We start from the raw sequence: 16,856 nt of genomic DNA, 5'->3' as shown, positions 1-16,856 counted from the left end.
CGCATGAATGCGCCCCCTACGGGGTACAAAATCCAACATTCCCGTAGAGGGCGCATTTATGCGCCGCGTATATACCAGCAATCACAGGAGGCAACCTTGTTTCTGCCACAGGAAATCATCCGGAAAAAACGTGACGGGCAGCCGCTGAGTGAGGCGGAGATCCGCTTTTTCATCGATGGCGTGCGCGATGAAACCGTTTCGGAAGGGCAAATCGCTGCGCTGGCGATGACCATCTATTTTAACGATATGAACCTGCAGGAACGCGTTGCCCTGACCATGGCGATGCGCGACTCAGGATCGGTTCTGGAGTGGCAGTCGCTGCAGCTCAACGGTCCGGTAGTGGATAAACATTCAACCGGTGGCGTAGGCGATGTTACCTCTCTGATGCTGGGACCGATGGTCGCCGCCTGCGGTGGATATGTGCCGATGATCTCCGGACGCGGTCTGGGTCATACCGGCGGCACGCTGGATAAGCTGGAGGCCATTCCGGGCTTTGATATTTACCCCAGCGACGACCGTTTCCGCGACATAATTAAACAGGTGGGGGTAGCGATCATCGGGCAGACCCGCTCGCTCGCGCCCGCAGATAAACGCTTTTACGCCACGCGCGATGTCACCGCCACGGTTGACTCCATTCCGCTGATCACCGCCTCGATTCTCGCCAAAAAACTCGCAGAAGGGCTGGATGCGCTGGTGATGGATGTCAAAGTGGGTTCAGGCGCCTTTATGCCCACCTTTGCCGCCTCGGAACAGCTGGCGCAGTCGATTGTGCGGGTGGCGAACGGCGCAGGATGCAAGACCACCGCGCTGCTTACCGACATGAATCAGGTACTGGCCTCAACCGCGGGTAACGCTCTGGAAGTGCGCGAAGCGGTGCAGTTCCTGACCGGCGAGGCGCGCAATCCGCGTCTGTATGAGGTCACGATGGCGCTTTGCGCTGAGATGCTGGTGTCCGGCCAGCTGGCAGCGAATGACACCGAGGCGCGGCAGAAACTGCAGCAGGTGCTGGATAACGGTAAAGCTGCCGAGGTATTCGCACGAATGGTGGCGGCTCAGAACGGGCCGGCAGATTTTATCGAGCGGATAGATCACTATCTGCCGGCGCCGGCTTTCAGCAGGCCGCTCTATGCAGAAGAAGCGGGGATCGTCAGCGCGATGGATACGCGGGCGCTGGGCATGGCCGTTGTGGCGCTGGGCGGCGGGCGGCGGCGGGCCACTGATACAATTGACTACAGCACAGGCCTGAGCGACATGATTGCGCTGGGCAGCCGGGTTGATACGCAGCGGCCGCTGGCGATGATCCATGCCGCCTCGGAAGCGCAGTGGCAGGAAGCCGCGCAGGCGGTCAGAACCGCCATCGTACTGAGCGACCAGGCACCTGAAACCACGCCCGTGGTATATCGCCGCATCAGTGAATAGTGGCGTTACTGCGTGCCAGACAGCAGCCATTCAGGTATACTGATCTGATCGCTTTTTTTTGACTTGTCATCGCGCCTGGCGCGCAGGAGACTTGCATGAAACGTGCTTTTATTATGGTTCTCGACTCCTTCGGCATCGGTTCCAGTAAAGATGCTGATAAATTCGGTGATGCGGGTTCAGATACGCTTGGCCATATCGCTGAAGCCTGTTTTGAAGGTCGCGCAAACGAAGGGCGCGAAGGCCCGCTACATCTGCCAAACATGACCGCGCTCGGTCTTGGCAAAGCGGCAGAACTCTCGACCGGCCGCTTTCCGCCAGGGCTGGATCCAGATGCTGAAATCATCGGCGCTTACGCTTACGCCAGCGAACTCTCTTCCGGCAAAGATACCCCCTCCGGCCACTGGGAAATTGCCGGTGTCCCGGTTCTGTTCGACTGGGGCTACTTTAGCGATAAAGAGAACAGCTTTCCGCAGGCGCTGCTGGATAAGCTGGTGGAGCGCGCCGATCTGCCGGGCTATCTCGGCAACTGCCACTCTTCCGGTACGGTGATCCTCGATCAGCTGGGTGAAGAGCACATGAAAACCGGTAAGCCGATTTTCTATACCTCAGCAGACTCGGTGTTCCAGATCGCCTGTCACGAAGAGACCTTTGGCCTTGAGCGGCTGTATGAACTGTGTGAAATTGCCCGTGAAGAGCTGACGGAAGGCGGCTACAACATCGGTCGCGTCATTGCCCGTCCGTTTGTGGGTGATAAAGCGGGCAGCTTTGAGCGTACCGGCAACCGTCACGATCTGGCCGTTGAGCCGCCATCACCGACCATGCTGAAAAAGCTGGTCGACGAGAAGGGCGGGGAAGTGATCTCGGTAGGTAAAATTGCCGATATCTATGCGCATCAGGGCATCACGCAGAAAGTGAAAGCGACCGGTCTCGACGCGCTGTTTGACGCCACGATTGAGCAGATGAAAAAGGCGCCTGACACCTCTATCGTCTTTACCAACTTTGTTGATTTCGACTCAACCTGGGGTCATCGCCGCGATATCGCAGGCTATGCCGGCGGACTGGAGCTGTTTGACCGCCGTCTGCCAGAGCTGATGGCGCTGGTGCAGGAGGGCGATATTCTGATCCTGACCGCTGACCACGGCTGCGATCCCAGCTGGGAAGGCACTGAGCATACGCGTGAGCATATCCCGATTCTCATCTACGGTCCGGGCGTCAAGCCGGGATCGCTGGGTTATCGCGACACCTTTGCCGATATCGGCCAGACCATTGCCGCGTACTTTGGCCTCTCCAGCATGGACTACGGCAAAAGCATGCTGTAAAACAGCGCACACTTTTTTGAAAAGGAATAAGAACCATGGCAACGCCACATATTAATGCAGAAATGGGTGATTTCGCGGACGTCGTGCTGATGCCTGGCGACCCGCTGCGCGCAAAGCATATCGCTGAGACTTTCCTGGACGATGTTGTGGAAGTCAACAACGTACGCGGTATGCTTGGCTTCACCGGCACCTATAAAGGCCGTAAGATTTCGGTAATGGGCCACGGTATGGGGATCCCATCCTGCTCAATCTATACCAAAGAGCTGATCACCGATTTTGGCGTGAAGAAAATCATCCGCGTCGGCTCATGTGGTGCAGTACGTGCTGACGTGAAACTGCGTGATGTGGTGATTGGTCTGGGCGCCTGCACCGACTCCAAAGTAAACCGTATGCGTTTCAAAGATCATGATTTTGCAGCGATTGCTGACTTTGACATGGTACGCAACGCGGTTGACGCAGCAAAAGCGCTGGGCGTTGACGCGCGCGTCGGCAACATCTTCTCTGCGGATCTGTTCTACACGCCCGATCCGCAGATGTTTGATGTCATGGAGAAGTACGGCATCCTCGGCGTTGAGATGGAAGCCGCAGGGATCTACGGCGTGGCGGCAGAGTTTGGTGCGAAAGCGCTGACCATCTGTACCGTCTCTGACCATATCCGCACGCACGAACAGACCAGCGCGGCAGAGCGTCAGACTACCTTCAACGATATGATCAAAATTGCACTGGAATCGGTGCTGCTGGGCGACTAACTTCGCCTGTGTCCGGGGCGCATTAATGCGCTCCGGTCCTCCCTCCGTAAACATCTGACACACTTTTACCCAGGCTTGTGCATCTTCAGGCTGGCTCTGACGCTCACGCTGTTTATCATAAGCGCGATAATGAAGAGACCCTTTCCTGATGAATTTTCGCAATTTCGAAGCTGAAGAAAAACTGTTTGCCCGGCGGGCGCTGGTGGCATTTGCGCTGGTGGTGACCTGCTTTATCGTTCTGGGAATCAATCTTTATCGTCTGCAGGTCCGTCAGCACCGCTACTACCAGACGCGCTCCAACGAAAACGACATTAAAATGATCCCCATCGCGCCTACACGCGGGCTGATATACGATCGCAACGGCATTCCGCTGGTACACAATGTCACCTGGTATGACGTACTGGTCACGCCCTATAAGGTCAGCGATATGGCGGCCACGCTCCGCGCCCTGACGCCGCTGCTTGATCTGACGCCCGATGATATTGACGCATTCAGGCATGCGCTGCAGCACAGCAGCCGCTATAAACCGGTCGAGCTGAAAGCGGAGCTTACCGATCGTCAGGTGGCGCGCTTTGCCGTGAACCAGTTTCGCTTCACCGGCGTCAGCGTATCGACTTATCAGGATCGGGAATACCCCTACGGCGCTGACCTGGCGCACGTGGTGGGCTACGTCTCCAAAATCAACGACGCTGACTACAGGCGGCTGAACGAGGCGGGCAGAGAGGAGAACTACGCCGCGGACCATAACATCGGCAAGCAGGGCATTGAAGGCTACTATGAGGCATTGCTGCACGGCAAAACCGGCTACCAGGAAGTGGAGGTCGACAACCATGGCCGCATCGTGCGCGTGCTGAAAGAGGTTCCGCCGGTGGCTGGCAAAAATATCTGGCTGACCCTCGATCTGCATCTGCAGCAGTATGTTGAGCAGCAGCTGGCCGGCCAGCGCGCGGCGGTACTGATTGAAGATCCGCACGACGGCAGCGTGCTGGCGATGGTCTCCAGCCCCAGCTACGATCCCAACCCGTTTGTGAAAGGCATCAGTTATAAAGCCTACAAAGCGCTGCTGCAGAATAAAGATTTGCCGCTTATCAACCGCGTCACGCAGGGCCTCTATCCGCCCGCCTCGACGGTAAAGCCATATATGGCGATCTCTGCACTGCTGACCCACACTATCACGCCCGCGACCACCTTCTTTGGCGGACCCACCTGGACCCTGCCCGGCACGCACCGCACCTGGCGCGACTGGAAAAAAACGGGCCACGGTATGCTGGACGTTACTAAAGCGATTGAGGAGTCGGCAGACACCTTTTTCTATCAGGTGGCATTTATGATGGGTATCGATCGCATTCATACGATGCTGAGCCAGTTTGGCTATGGCAAGTCAACCGGTATCGATCTCAACGAAGAGTACACCGGTCTGCTCCCGGATCGCGCCTGGAAAAAACGGGTGCATAAACGGGCGTGGTATCAGGGCGATACGGTATCAGTCGGGATCGGGCAGGGCTACTGGATCGCAACCCCGATCCAGATGGTCCGGGCGATGGTCGCGCTGATCAATAACGGCAAAGTGATCACGCCGCATCTGCTGGCTAAAGCGCAGCGTGGCGGCTGGCAGCAGCCTTATCAGCCCGTCAGGCCGCAGCCGCAGATTGGCGAGGCGAACTCGCCATACTGGGGGCTGGTGCGCCGGGCGATGTTTGGTATGGCTAACGCCCCTAACGGCACCGGATATAAATATTTTCATACCGCGCCATACGGCATTGCAGCGAAGTCCGGGACGTCGCAGGTGTTCAGCCTGAAGCAGAACCAGACCTATAATGCGAAAGCGATCCCGATCCGGCTGCGCGATCATATTTTTTATACCGCCTTTGCACCGTTCAGCGATCCTAAAGTGGCGATTGCGTTGATTCTGGAAAACGGCGGAAACGAGAGCGTGAGCGCCGCGCCGGTAATGCGCAATATTCTCGATCATATCTTCCTGCCGCCGGCATCCGACGCGCCGCTGCAGACGGCAGGGCAGTAGCGGCTACTCTTCTTTTAACGTCGCGGTGACGTGGCCGATAGCGCGGACCACGTCACCTGAGCTGCCGCGGATCTCCGCCATCATGTCGCCCGCCTCCTGAGCAAGCAGTACGCCCTGATCGGCGCGCTTCAGGTTAGATGCAATGCCCTGCAGCGCTTTCTCTGCCAGCAGATGGTTATCGCGCACCCGGTTTTCGATTTCAGTAGTGGCGCGATTGATATTTTCCGCCAGCGCACGCACCTCATTCGCCACCACGGCAAAGCTGCGTCCATGCTGTCCGGCCCGCGCCGCCTCAACCGCCGCGTTCAGCGCCAGCAGATTGGTCTGTTCGGCAATACGGCGGATGCTTTCGACAATCGCGCCAATGCGATCGGAGGAGTCGCTGAGATTGGTAATATCACCGGAGATACCGTGCAGTTCGCCTGCCAGCGCATTCATGGTCTGCACGCTGTTCTCCAGCACGGTAGCGCCCAGGCGGGTGCTTTCGCTGGTCTGCAGCGCCGTCTGATACGCCTGCTGCGCAGCGTCACGTTCCTGCTGGCTCTTCTCCACCTGCGGGGTCACATCAGTGGCGAATTTAACAATTTTATAGAGAGTGCCCGCCTCATCGAAAACCGGATTATAGGTGGCGCGCAGCCAGACGGTACGGCCCTGTTTATCCACGCGCTGAAACTGGCCGGAGATGTATTCACCCTGATTCAGCTTCTGCCAGAAACGACGATAGGCGTTGCTCTGCTGCGTTTCTGGCGGACAGAACTGACTGTGGTGCCGGCCAAGGATCTCCTGCTCCCGATAGCCCATGGTTTTAAGAAAATTGTCATTTGCCATCAGCACTTCGCCCTGCAGATTAAAGGCGATAACCGCCATTGAGCGATCGATAGCCGCCGTCATGGCGCGCTGCTCCTGCGTATCCAGAATGTGTGCCGTAATGTCACTCGCCAGCTTAACAATCTTTATTACCCGGCCGCTGCGGTCCTGTACCGGCACATAATTGGCTTCCAGCCAGACCGGACGGCTGTGTTTCGCCACGCGCAGAAACTTATCGCTGAACCCCTCGCCGCGGTTGAGCCGTTGCCAGAAATCGCGATACGCGGCCGAGTGAACCATGTCGGGCGTACAAAACAGCGCGTGGTGCTGCCCGACGATCTCCGGCAGGGTATAGCCCATGCGCTCCAGAAACAGATCGTTGGCGGTAATGATTTTGCCATCCGGCGTAAACTCAATCATGGCAATCACATCCTGCAATGAACTGAGCGTTGCGCGGCTGCGCTTTTGCCACGCAAGGCGTGACATAATACCTGATGCAATAGTGCTGAACATGGCGGACCTTTTTATGTTTATTGGATGTCAGCACGGTTATCGGCACCCGGCCGCAAAAATCCATCGCGACAGCGCAGCAGAGTGTGTCAGAATTTAACCAGTAAGCGCAGCGGATGCTCTAAAAGTCAGCAGTCAGCGCGTATTTGCTGAAAAGCGTTTGACGCTGCGACCGGGGTAGGGTTTAATGCGCCCCGTTGCCCGAATAGCTCAGTCGGTAGAGCAGCGGATTGAAAATCCGCGTGTCCCTGGTTCGATTCCGGGTTCGGGCACCACAATTCAGAAAACCCGGCCTTATGGCCGGGTTTTTGCTTTTCTGCGCTCCCCATATTCGCTCTGCGCTCCGGCGTATACGCTCCACTCCTCCTGGTCTGACACAGTCAGCACCTTCATCTGCACGATCGCACCCCGGATACAGACAGACAGCTGCGAACACTGCTTTCATTTAGTTACTTTTACACTACGTGACTTTTCCTGAATCTTTGCCATTACTTAACAGGCGGACCCGCACTAAAAAATCAGGAATATGAGCAATGCCGATACGATCGCTGCAGGCGCTTTGTCTGGTGAGCTTTTTTCTCGCCGACGTGCGCGACGGGCTGGGACCTTTTCTGGGGATATTTTTAACGCAGCGTGGCTGGCAGCCAAATGATGTCGGCCTGGTGATGACGGCGGGCGGGCTGGCGGGGCTTATCGCCACGCTGCCTGCCGGGATCGTTACGGATGCCACGCGCTACAAACGTCTGCTGCTGCTGGGTGGCTGCGCGCTGATTACCGTTGCCACGCTGTGGCTCTGGTATTCACAGCAAAGCTGGGTGGTAGCAATTACGCAGATCATCAGCGGCGTTTCTGCCGCGTTTATTGCCCCGGTGCTGGCAGGGATCACGCTGGGTCTGGCCGGACAGCGCGGTTTTAACCGGCAGATGGGGCGCAACGAAGCGTTTAACCACGCCGGGAATATGAGCGCTGCGCTGATTGCCGGGGCCGCGACATGGTACTGGGGGACCGGCTCAGTATTTATTCTGATGACAGCGATGGCGCTGCTGACCTCACTCGCTATCCTGGCCATCCGCGGAAAAGATATTGACCATCAGGCAGCGCGCGGTCTGGATGCGTCTGCGGGCGGCGCGGTTCCCCGCCTCTCTGACCTGACGCGCAACGCACCGCTGATGACCACAGGCATCACGCTGCTGCTGTTCCATCTCGCGAATGCGGCACTGCTGCCGATGCTCAGTATGCGCGTAGCCGCCTCGCCCGGCGGCATGAATCCCGGCGTTTATGCTGCTGCAACCGTGATTATCTCGCAGGCGGTGATGATCCCGGTAGCGCTCTGGACGGCGGCGCGCGCCGAAACGCTGGGGTATCAGCGTCTGATTATGCTGGCGCTGCTGCTGCTGCCGCTGCGCGCCGTACTCGCCGCCAGCTTTACCGATCCCTGGCTGATGATCCCGGTTCAGATACTGGACGGCATTGCAGCCGGTACGCTGGGCGTTGCGGTGCCAGGCTACATTGTGCAGCTGCTGCGCGGCAGCGGACACGTTAATGCCGGGCAGAGTGCGGTGATGCTGATGCAGGGAGCGGGTGCCGCCTTTAGTCCGGCGCTGACCGGCATGATTGTCAGGCACTACTCTTATAGCGTGGCGTTCAGCACGCTAAGCGTGATTGCGCTGACAGCGCTGCTGATCTGGTGGCAGGCGAGGCGGTTCGCGCAGGTAAATGAGGCATAAAAAAGGCCAGCACAGAAGCAACCTTACTGTGCTGGCTGGCCAGCTGGCCGATAGATAATATGCAATGTCAAAGTCCGGGGAAGAAAATCAAAGCGCAGCCAACGCTATTTCTTTGCTTCTACGCCCGGTGTACTGGAGCGGATAAGGAACTGCTTTGTAACGTTGCCCAGATGATTGGCTGTCCAGTCGGCCATCGCCTGTTCCTGCTCGCGAATGCGGGTGAAAATTGACACGCTCTCGCTGTCGTTAAGCTGTTCCGCCGCGGCAATGAGCGCAGTGTAATTCGCGATCTCAAAGTTCTCAAAAACGTTGCCGCTGATAGCGCCTTTAACCACCTCATCTTCAGTCATCATGCCGCCAACGGCCTGGCCAAACGCCGACAGTTTTCCTGCGGCATCTTTGATCACCGAACGGGACGTGTCGTAACGGTCAATGACGCTCTGCACCAGCTGCTGCTGTTCACGTGTTTCATCAATGTGCTGCTCAATACGCGCTTTGAGATCGGGATAGTGTTCGAGCCGGGCTGCCATTTTTTCCAGCATGCTCTCCGCCTGCTTCTCCATAGCGTGTGCATCTCTGACCCAGTCAATAAAATGTTCTTCGTAAGTCATTAGATTCTCCCGTTAATGTTAAGCCTGTGCACCCTGTGCAGCATCTTTATCTGTGCCACGACGACTCTTTTTACCCCCTTTACGGCCCGCTTCAATTGCGCGCTCAGGGTTATTGCGAAAGTTACCGCCGCTGACCTGACCGCCTTTTTTCCCCGCTTCGCGGGCACGTTCAGGATTCAGGGCAAAATTACCGGCACCGCCACGTGGATTGCTCATCATTTACTCCTCAGAGGGTAAAGCATATTAAAGTATTTAGTTTGCAACTTAAGGTTAGCGTTATTTTCCGGATTAACAAGGGCGCCAGTCAGGAATAATCTTAATTGGGGGTTTTTATATTTTTTATTTCTTTAAGAGCTAATTTATAAAATCACGATTTGTTTTGTGTACAGAGAAATACTATTTGTACAATAAATTTTATCTCGGTATTTTTAGATATTTATCCTTTATTTTTAGTGCCTTACTTCAATTAAAGGTGGTTTTTATAAGTTGTACGATTTTAATGTTTGTTGTACAGATTTATATTGCAAGGTAACAGCGTGTCGTATGAAGGGAATTAAGCGCAGCGGTGGAAAGTATTTCTTAAATTTAACATGTAATTTTTTGTCAGTTGATTTTTTTGACTGAGATCATTTCAGCCAGGGCAATAATATATTCTGGAGTGGTCATTACCTAAATTGAGACTTTCAGGTTATGCAGTGACTTAACGGGGCTCTGCACCTTATGATGGCGGCATCACTTATGCTCAGCCCGGTGAGCAAGCATGCAGGAATCACCCCGTAATGAATTTACTCAACGATCTCGATCTGCGTCAGCTGGAAGCGTTCGCAGCGGTTATTGCAGCGGGCAGCGTGACCGCCGCAGCGAAAGCGCTGAATCGCTCACAGCCTGTGGTTTCACGCCAGCTGCAGGAGCTGGAGCTCTCTCTGGGCTATCCGCTCTTTATCCGCAACGGACCGCGTATTCACCCCTCCGAAGAGGCGCTGCAACTGCATCAGTATGTGCAGAAAGCGCTGCTCTCTTTGCAGCAGATCCGGCTGCGTGCGCAGGAGATCGCGCAGCAGCAGCAGCGGCCACTCAGCATTGCGGCCACGCCGGCGCTGGCGGCAGGGCTGCTGCCGCAGGCGCTGGCGGCGATTGGCCTGCACAATAAAGTGCAGATCATCAGTGAGTCTGCTGCGCAAACGGCGCACGCGGTGATCACCGCCGAGGCGGACATCGGCCTTTGCAGCCTGCCGCTGGAGCATGATGCAGTGGTACTGCACTGGATCGGCCACGCGCGCTGCGTGGTGGCGCTGCCGGATAGCGACCCGCTTGCGGCGCAGCCGCAGATATCGCTCAGCCAGCTGGCGGGACGGCGACTTATCGCCCCCTGGAACCCGCAGCGCCTGCGCGGGCGCTATGAAAAAGCGCTGAAGCGTGTCAATACGCCGCTACCGGAAACCATTGAAACCAACTCTTCGGCAAATATTCTTGGCTGCGTCCGCGCCGGGCTGGGCGTGGCTATTCTGGAGCCGGTTTCCGGCTGGGGAATGCCGCTGGCTGGCGTCACTATCTGTACGCTGGAAGAGGATATTCCTTACTACTTTGGCGTGGTCACGCCGCAGGGACGGCAGATCACCGCGGCAGCACAGGCGCTGGTAGAAGCGCTCGCCGCCGCGGCTGCCGCGCTGTTGCCCGATTTTCAGCGGCTGGCCTCAAGCGAACACACCCGCGTTATGCGGCTTATCAATCAGCTTTAAGGCGTCTGCAGGGCGTGGCAACTGGCTTATACCCATTCCGGCATAAGATATAAGAAATCCATTGGTTAAATGCTGAGCGCTATTATTGACTCCATCCAGCCGCAGGAGGAGTATGCAAAGCCTTAGCTTTTACTATGTGTATTAACAATCATTAGCCGGTAACTATGCGTTATCAGGATAATAAGGCCGGCGATTGTGGGTATGCGTTTGACAGTGTTTTTGCGCTGACATCAGGGGATACTTATATGACTTCAGCTGCCGACGGTCTGGCCGCGCTGGAAGCTCAGCTACAGCAGGACCTGGAATACCTTGAACTGCCCGCAAAACCCTGGGTGCCTGCACACACGGTTGATAATCAGCCGGTGCGCGATGTCGTCGTGATCGGTGCCGGGATGTGCGGCCTGGCGGCGACGGCCCGGCTGCAGCTGGCGGGTATCACCAATAGTATTACTTACGATACCGCACCAGCGGGGCAGGAGGGGCCGTGGGTTACGTTTGCCCGTATGGAGACGCTGCGTTCACCTAAGTCACTGCAGGGACCGGCACTCGGTCTGGCCTCGCTGACCTTTCGCGCATGGTATACCGCGCAATGGGGAAAAGCGGCCTGGCAGGCGCTGGACAAAATCCCGAAAGAGATGTGGATGAACTACCTGGTCTGGTACCGGCAGGTACTCAATCTTCCGGTACAGAACGGCGTCCGCGTTACCGCCATTGAACCTGCCGGGTCGCTGATTGCGCTGACGCTGGAAGGCGCAGCGCCGGCACGCGTCTATACCCGCCGGCTGGTGCTGGCAACCGGCCGTTCCGGCCTGGGCGGCGTTGCCGTTCCCCCCTTTTTGCAGGGCGTCGATCGCCGCTTCTGGGCACACTCCGCCGACAACATCGACTTCCGTGCGCTGCAGGGTAAGCGGGTTGCGGTGATTGGTGCTGGTGCTTCGTCAATGGATAATGCCGCAACCGCGCTGGAGCAGGGCGCAGCCAGGGTGGATCTGCTGATCCGCCGTAAAGCGATGCCGCGCATCAATAAAATGACCGGTATCGGCAGTCAGGGCGTGGTACACGGTATGCACCAGCTGCCGGATATGTGGAAATGGAAGTTTGTTGATTATACCGCTGCCACCCAGACGCCGCCGCCGCGCGCCTCCACTCTGCGCGTTTCGCGTCATGAAAATGCCCGTTTTTTGCTGAACTGCGCTATCAATGCCGTCAGGCCCGAAGGGGATGAGCTGGTCATTGAGACGACGCAGGGGCCGCTGCGCTATGACTACCTGATTGCGGCTACCGGTTTCAGCAACGATTTCAGCGGCCGATCCGAATTCGCCGCCATCGCCCCGCACATCCGCCGCTGGGCAGACGGTCGCTATCAGCCTGCCATGGGGCCGGCGCGCCAGAATATGCTGGAGGCGCCTGACCTGGGACCCGGGTTTGAGTTTCGCGAGCGGGCACCCGGCGCCTGCCCGATGCTTTCACATATTCACTGTTTCAATGATGCCGCAATGCTGACGCACGGCAAAGTCTCCGGTGATATCCCTGCGGTCAGCGCCGGTGCCGATCGGCTGGTGCGGGCGATTGCGGCCTCGCTGTTTGCCGAGGATGTGGAGCAGCACTATGCCAGCCTGCAGGCGTATGACACGCCTGAATTACAGGGCGATGAATGGGTGGACGCCACCCCCTTACTGAATCAGGAGAACGCGTTATGAGTGACGCTATCGATCGCGCCGCCGGGCTGACCCCTGACGCGGCGCTCTACCAGACGCGGCGGCTGCGGCCGGAGTTTGTTGATGGCGCCGAGGCGTGCCGTCGCTCCGTGCTGACACCGGAAGATGACCAGGGGCTCTCTGCAGCCCTGCGGCTGGCGCTGGCGCAGCGCATGGCGCGGCTGAATCAGGACAGTGCGCTGGAGCAGGCGTATCAGCATGAGCTGGCGCAGCTGCAGCCGGCAGATGAGCTGCTGGCGCTGGCGGAAGGTGCGCTGCCGGCAGGCGAACCGCTGGCAACAATTGTGCGTCATACCGATCTGGTCACGTCTCAGCCGGTGCAGGCCACCGAGCAGCACATCCGGCTGCTGGAGCAGGCGGGGCTGAATAACCCGCAGATTGTGGCGCTCTCTGAGCTGATCGCCTTTGTTAACTTTCAGACGCGCGTGGCGGCTGGCCTGCGCCTGCTGAGGTCAGCATGATCCCTTCTGTTTCCCTGAAGCCGCTGCACTGGCACCCCTATATTACGCCGGTCAGCGTAGACGACGCCACGCCGGCCCAGCGCGATGCGATGAAAATTACACCCTCCAATAAGAAGGTGTCGGAGTATGTCCGCACGCTGGTGCACGATCCGGAAAGCTACACCGCACGTACCGGGCTGTTCAACGCCATTATGTATGTTGAGGGCGGACTGAATCGCGCCGATCGCGAGCTGGGCGCGCTGGGCGCGTCAATCGTGAACGGCTGCCGCTACTGCGCGGTGGTGCATGCGCGCCGGCACGTGCAGCTGGCTGAAAACGACGCGGTGGTCAGTGCAATCTATTTTGACCGCGCCGATGCGCTGGGCGAGCGCGACGCCGCGATCTATCACTTTGCCCGCCGCCTGTCGGTCACGCCAGCCGAAGCGACGACAGAAGATATTGCGCCGCTGCGTGCGGCCGGAATGGACGATCGGGAGATTATCGACCTGATCCACGCTATCGCCATCTTTGGCTGGGCCAACCGTCTGATGCATGTGCTGGGCCATGCTGACCTGAATAAATAGGGCAATGCCATGTTAGAACTTAATAATATTACGCTCGCCTATGGTAACAACCCGATTCTGAAAGGGGTCGATCTGACGGTAAAGCGGGGCGATGTGGTGTCGATTATCGGGCCAAGCGGCACCGGTAAAACCACGCTGCTGCGCTGCATTAATTATCTGGCAAAGCCCACAGCCGGAACGATCGCGCTCGATCAGATCCGCATGGATTATCGCAAACCCGATAAAGCGGCGATCCAGGCAATCCGCCTGCGTACCGCGATGGTATTTCAGCAGTTCAACGTCTTTAAGAACATGACGGTGCTGGAGAATGTGATGGATCCGCTGATCGTGATCCAGCGCAAAAGCCGCCAGGAGGCGCGGACCATCGCGCTTGAGGAGCTGGAGCGGGTCGGACTCGGCGCGAAAGCCGATCACTATCCTTCCCAGCTATCTGGCGGACAGCTGCAGCGCACCGGCATTGCCCGCGCACTGGCGGTGCGGCCGGAGGTCATTCTGTTTGATGAACCGACCTCTTCGCTGGATCCGGAGCTGGTGGGTGAGGTGCTGAAGGTAATCAAAGATGTCACCTCCTCAGGCATCACCTCGCTGCTGGTCACGCATGAGATGCAGTTTGCGAAAAGCGTCTCTAACCGCATTGTGTTTATGGATCAGGGGGTGGTCGCCGCGCAGGGTACGCCGGCAGAGATGTTTGAAAACCCGACCCTGCCGCGCCTTGCCCAGTTTCTCAGCTCAGAACGCATATTCTAATAATCAGAGGAATCAAGATCATGCCTGCACTTAAAACAACATTACGTCGCCTGGCCGCGCCTGGCATCATCGCACTGGCGCTGGTCAGCGGCGGCAGCTTTGCCGATGCGGTTCGCACCATCAAAATCGCTACCGCTGCAGAGTCCAAGCCGCTCTCCTGGGGCGCGATTGGTCATGAGCCGCAGGGCTATGAGCCCGACGTGCTGAAAGCGATTAATGCCAGACTGCCGCAGTACAAATTTGTGATGGAAGGCGCCGCGGATATCGCTCAGGAGACCGGGCTGGCGACCGGCAAATATGATATGGCAACCGGCGGCTACTATAAGGCCCCGGCGCGTAGCAAGCAGTTCCTGATCCCGGATGCACCGATGGGTGCCAGCCTGATGAAGATCTACAGCCGCAGCGACAGCACCATTCAGGGCATGAAAGATCTGGTGGGCAAAAAGGTTGTCCCGGTGACCGCTGGCGGTGGCGTCTACAAATTTGTGACGCAGTGGCAGCAGGATAATCCGAACGACAAGATCGCCATTAAAGCTTCCAGTGCTGGCGTGCCCTATCCGGATCGCCTGAAAGAGGTGCAGAACGGCAAGTATGACGCGCTGATCCTGCCATCAAACCTCGGCGAGCAGACGGTCATTGATAACCAGAAACTGGCTATCAAAGCGAGCGAACCGGTGGCGATCAACAACACCTATGTGCTGCTGCATCGTTCGGCAGAGAATCAGGCGCTGAGTCAGGACATTACAAAGGCGCTGCAGGATCTTAAGGCGGACGGCACGCTGGATAAGCTGGCGCAGAAGTGGTTTGGTGAAGACGTCACGAAATATATGCAGTAACGGATTCACAAGCAGATACCGCGCCGGCTCTCTGGCAGGCGCGGCTCTATAGTAAGCAGGAGTGTTTCACCGTGAATCTATCCGCCATGATCCCCGAGCTGCTGTCAGCGCTGCCGCTGACGCTCGGTATTATGTTTGTTGCGATGCTGGCTGGCTTTGTTCTGGCGCTCATCACGACGCTTTTCCGCGTCCGTCGTATTCCGCTGGTCAGCCAGCTGGCCGACCTGTACGTCTCTTATGCGCGCAGCGTGCCGGTGGTTCTGCAGCTGTTTGTCGCTTTCTACGGCCTGCCGCTGATTACGCAGCAGCTCGGCTTTACGGATTTTGTTTCACCTAATCTGGCCGCCATGATTGGCCTGAGCTTCTATCACGGCGGCTATCTCTCCGAAGTGATGCGCCCGGCGTTTCTGGCGGTAGAGCGCGGTCAGCACGATGCGGCGGACAGCCTGGGTTACGGCTTTCGTCACAAGATGCTGCGCGTGGTAGGACCGCAGGCGGTGCACTTTGCGCTGCCGGGCTATGGTAACGCGATAATTTACCTGATCCATAACGTTGCGCTGGTGATGTATATCGGTGCCGCTGATGTCATGGCGACGGCGCATCTGATTATGGAGCGCGATTACAACCAGTATCAGTTTGGTACCTATCTGGTGCTTGCGGTGATCTATTCGCTGCTCTGTCTGGTCGCCTGGCTGATTATTCGTTTCTTTGAACAGCGTCATGCGAAGTACAGCGCCAAAGCGGCGCGCGTCAAGCTGACCGCCAGCGTCTGATCGGGAGAGCGCGCATGTTTGATACTGAAGTACTACTGCCCGATTTCTGGAGCATTCTGGATGCGGTGCCGGTTACGCTGCTGATGGCGGTGACGGTGTTTATCTGTTCCACGCTGCTGGGCGGGCTGTTTGCGTATATTGAGCATCAGCGTATTCCGCTGCTGCGTCAGCTGGTGATGGTTTACAAAATTGCCTTTAAAGGCGTGCCGATGGTGGTGGTGATTTTTCTCGCCTACTACGGTCTGCCATCCGCGCTGCATTTCTTCGCTACGCTGTTTAACGTCGAGGTGAATGCTCACTCGCTGCCTAACTGGGTGATTATCATCGTCGCGCTGAGCGCCTGCGTAGCGGCATTTCAGGCGGAAGTGTGGAAAGGGGCGCTGAACTCGTTCGACAGCGGCCAGTCCGACGCTGCGCTGTCGCTGGGTTACAGCGGTGGCCAGCTGTTCCGGCGCGTGATGTTCCCGCAAATCATCGTGGCGGCGATCCCGGATCTGGCCAACGCCTTTATGGTGATTATGAAAGCGCTGTCGCTCGCCTTTGCTATCGAAGTGGTGGATATCTTTGCGCAGGCGCAGCTGACGGCGGCGCTGAACTTCTACTATCTCGAAGCGTTCCTGATTGCCGTGGTGTTTTATATGGTGATCGCGTGGGTGGTGACAAAGTTCGCCGATATGATTGAAGCGCGGCTGCGCGTCAGGACCTGAGAGAGAGAGGAGGCTGGCGCCGGTTCTGTTCGCCACGGGGGCGTGGGGCACGGGACTGGTTCCGTTCGCCACAGGGGCACGGGGCCGGTTCCGTTCGCCGTCAGCTGCGGCGGCAGCCTGTGCCCCGGCACGGCGACCGGGCAGAGG

16 protein-coding genes and 1 tRNA gene are annotated in these 16,856 nt (G+C 57.6%); 14 read left to right on the top strand and 3 right to left on the bottom strand.

Annotated elements, in window-relative coordinates; translation table 11 throughout:
• Positions 1–96 precede the first annotated feature (96 nt).
• The 4 genes from deoA to mrdA all read left to right on the top strand — a co-directional run bounded on the left by deoA (position 97) and on the right by mrdA (position 5,510).
• Positions 97–1,419 (top strand): thymidine phosphorylase, encoded by a 1,323-nt coding sequence (gene deoA, locus B4056_RS13540; protein ID WP_113655796.1) that lies wholly within the window; start codon positions 97–99, stop codon positions 1,417–1,419.
• Positions 1,420–1,514: 95 nt separating this feature from the next.
• Complete coding sequence (gene deoB, locus B4056_RS13535) at positions 1,515–2,738, top strand: phosphopentomutase (RefSeq protein WP_094112230.1); 1,224 nt, start codon at positions 1,515–1,517, stop codon at positions 2,736–2,738.
• A gap of 35 nt (positions 2,739–2,773) precedes the next feature.
• Complete coding sequence (deoD, locus tag B4056_RS13530; protein WP_039380134.1) at positions 2,774–3,487, top strand: purine-nucleoside phosphorylase; 714 nt, start codon at positions 2,774–2,776, stop codon at positions 3,485–3,487.
• A 148-nt stretch (positions 3,488–3,635) separates the two neighbouring features.
• A complete protein-coding gene (gene mrdA / locus B4056_RS13525) occupies positions 3,636–5,510 on the top strand; it encodes a penicillin-binding protein 2 (RefSeq protein ID WP_094112231.1) in 1,875 nt (624 codons plus the stop codon).
• 3 nt (positions 5,511–5,513) lie between these two features.
• On the opposite strand, the gene B4056_RS13520 is transcribed toward mrdA, so the two are convergent.
• A complete protein-coding gene (locus B4056_RS13520) occupies positions 5,514–6,830 on the bottom strand; it encodes a methyl-accepting chemotaxis protein (RefSeq protein ID WP_094112232.1) in 1,317 nt (438 codons plus the stop codon).
• 196 nt (positions 6,831–7,026) lie between these two features.
• Between B4056_RS13520 and B4056_RS13515 the strand changes: the two genes are divergently transcribed.
• Positions 7,027–7,102, top strand: a tRNA-Phe gene (locus tag B4056_RS13515).
• 258 nt (positions 7,103–7,360) lie between these two features.
• Complete coding sequence (locus B4056_RS13510) at positions 7,361–8,554, top strand: MFS transporter (RefSeq protein WP_113655794.1); 1,194 nt, start codon at positions 7,361–7,363, stop codon at positions 8,552–8,554.
• Between the two features lie 104 nt (positions 8,555–8,658).
• On the opposite strand, the gene B4056_RS13505 is transcribed toward B4056_RS13510, so the two are convergent.
• Both B4056_RS13505 and B4056_RS13500 read right to left on the bottom strand, forming a co-directional pair.
• Positions 8,659–9,165, bottom strand: a complete 507-nt coding sequence (locus B4056_RS13505) for a ferritin-like domain-containing protein (protein ID WP_113655793.1) — start codon at positions 9,163–9,165, stop codon at positions 8,659–8,661.
• Positions 9,166–9,183: 18 nt separating this feature from the next.
• Entirely contained in the window at positions 9,184–9,381 is a 198-nt protein-coding gene (locus B4056_RS13500; protein ID WP_039380126.1) for a general stress protein, read from the bottom strand.
• Positions 9,382–9,944: 563 nt separating this feature from the next.
• Here B4056_RS13500 and B4056_RS13495 point away from each other — a divergent pair.
• From B4056_RS13495 to B4056_RS13460, 8 genes are all read left to right on the top strand, one after another.
• The gene (locus B4056_RS13495) at positions 9,945–10,904 is read left to right on the top strand and encodes a LysR family transcriptional regulator (protein ID WP_052246444.1); all 960 of its coding nucleotides are present in this window, start codon (positions 9,945–9,947) and stop codon (positions 10,902–10,904) included.
• A 245-nt stretch (positions 10,905–11,149) separates the two neighbouring features.
• Positions 11,150–12,604 carry an NAD(P)-binding domain-containing protein gene (locus tag B4056_RS13490; RefSeq protein WP_094112239.1) on the top strand — a complete coding sequence of 485 codons (1,455 nt, stop codon included), beginning with the start codon at positions 11,150–11,152 and terminating at the stop codon, positions 12,602–12,604.
• Complete coding sequence (locus B4056_RS13485) at positions 12,601–13,083, top strand: CMD domain-containing protein (protein WP_094112234.1); 483 nt, start codon at positions 12,601–12,603, stop codon at positions 13,081–13,083. Before B4056_RS13490 ends, B4056_RS13485 begins: the two co-directional genes overlap by 4 nt.
• Positions 13,080–13,646, top strand: a complete 567-nt coding sequence (locus tag B4056_RS13480; protein ID WP_288655004.1) for a peroxidase-related enzyme — start codon at positions 13,080–13,082, stop codon at positions 13,644–13,646. Before B4056_RS13485 ends, B4056_RS13480 begins: the two co-directional genes overlap by 4 nt.
• A gap of 9 nt (positions 13,647–13,655) precedes the next feature.
• Positions 13,656–14,393 carry an amino acid ABC transporter ATP-binding protein gene (locus B4056_RS13475; protein WP_039380122.1) on the top strand — a complete coding sequence of 246 codons (738 nt, stop codon included), beginning with the start codon at positions 13,656–13,658 and terminating at the stop codon, positions 14,391–14,393.
• Positions 14,394–14,413: 20 nt separating this feature from the next.
• Positions 14,414–15,229, top strand: a complete 816-nt coding sequence (locus B4056_RS13470) for a transporter substrate-binding domain-containing protein (RefSeq protein ID WP_288655002.1) — start codon at positions 14,414–14,416, stop codon at positions 15,227–15,229.
• 86 nt (positions 15,230–15,315) lie between these two features.
• Positions 15,316–16,002 carry an amino acid ABC transporter permease gene (locus tag B4056_RS13465; RefSeq protein ID WP_199560449.1) on the top strand — a complete coding sequence of 229 codons (687 nt, stop codon included), beginning with the start codon at positions 15,316–15,318 and terminating at the stop codon, positions 16,000–16,002.
• Between the two features lie 14 nt (positions 16,003–16,016).
• Positions 16,017–16,709 (top strand): amino acid ABC transporter permease, encoded by a 693-nt coding sequence (locus tag B4056_RS13460; RefSeq protein ID WP_094112238.1) that lies wholly within the window; start codon positions 16,017–16,019, stop codon positions 16,707–16,709.
• Positions 16,710–16,856 lie beyond the last annotated feature (147 nt).

This window comes from Pantoea sp. UBA7232, from assembly GCF_002473195.1.
GTDB classification, from domain to species: Bacteria; Pseudomonadota; Gammaproteobacteria; order Enterobacterales; family Enterobacteriaceae; genus Pantoea; species Pantoea eucrina.
The sequence above is the reverse complement of the archived record's forward strand: the minus strand, read 5'-3'. Positions and strand labels throughout refer to the sequence as shown.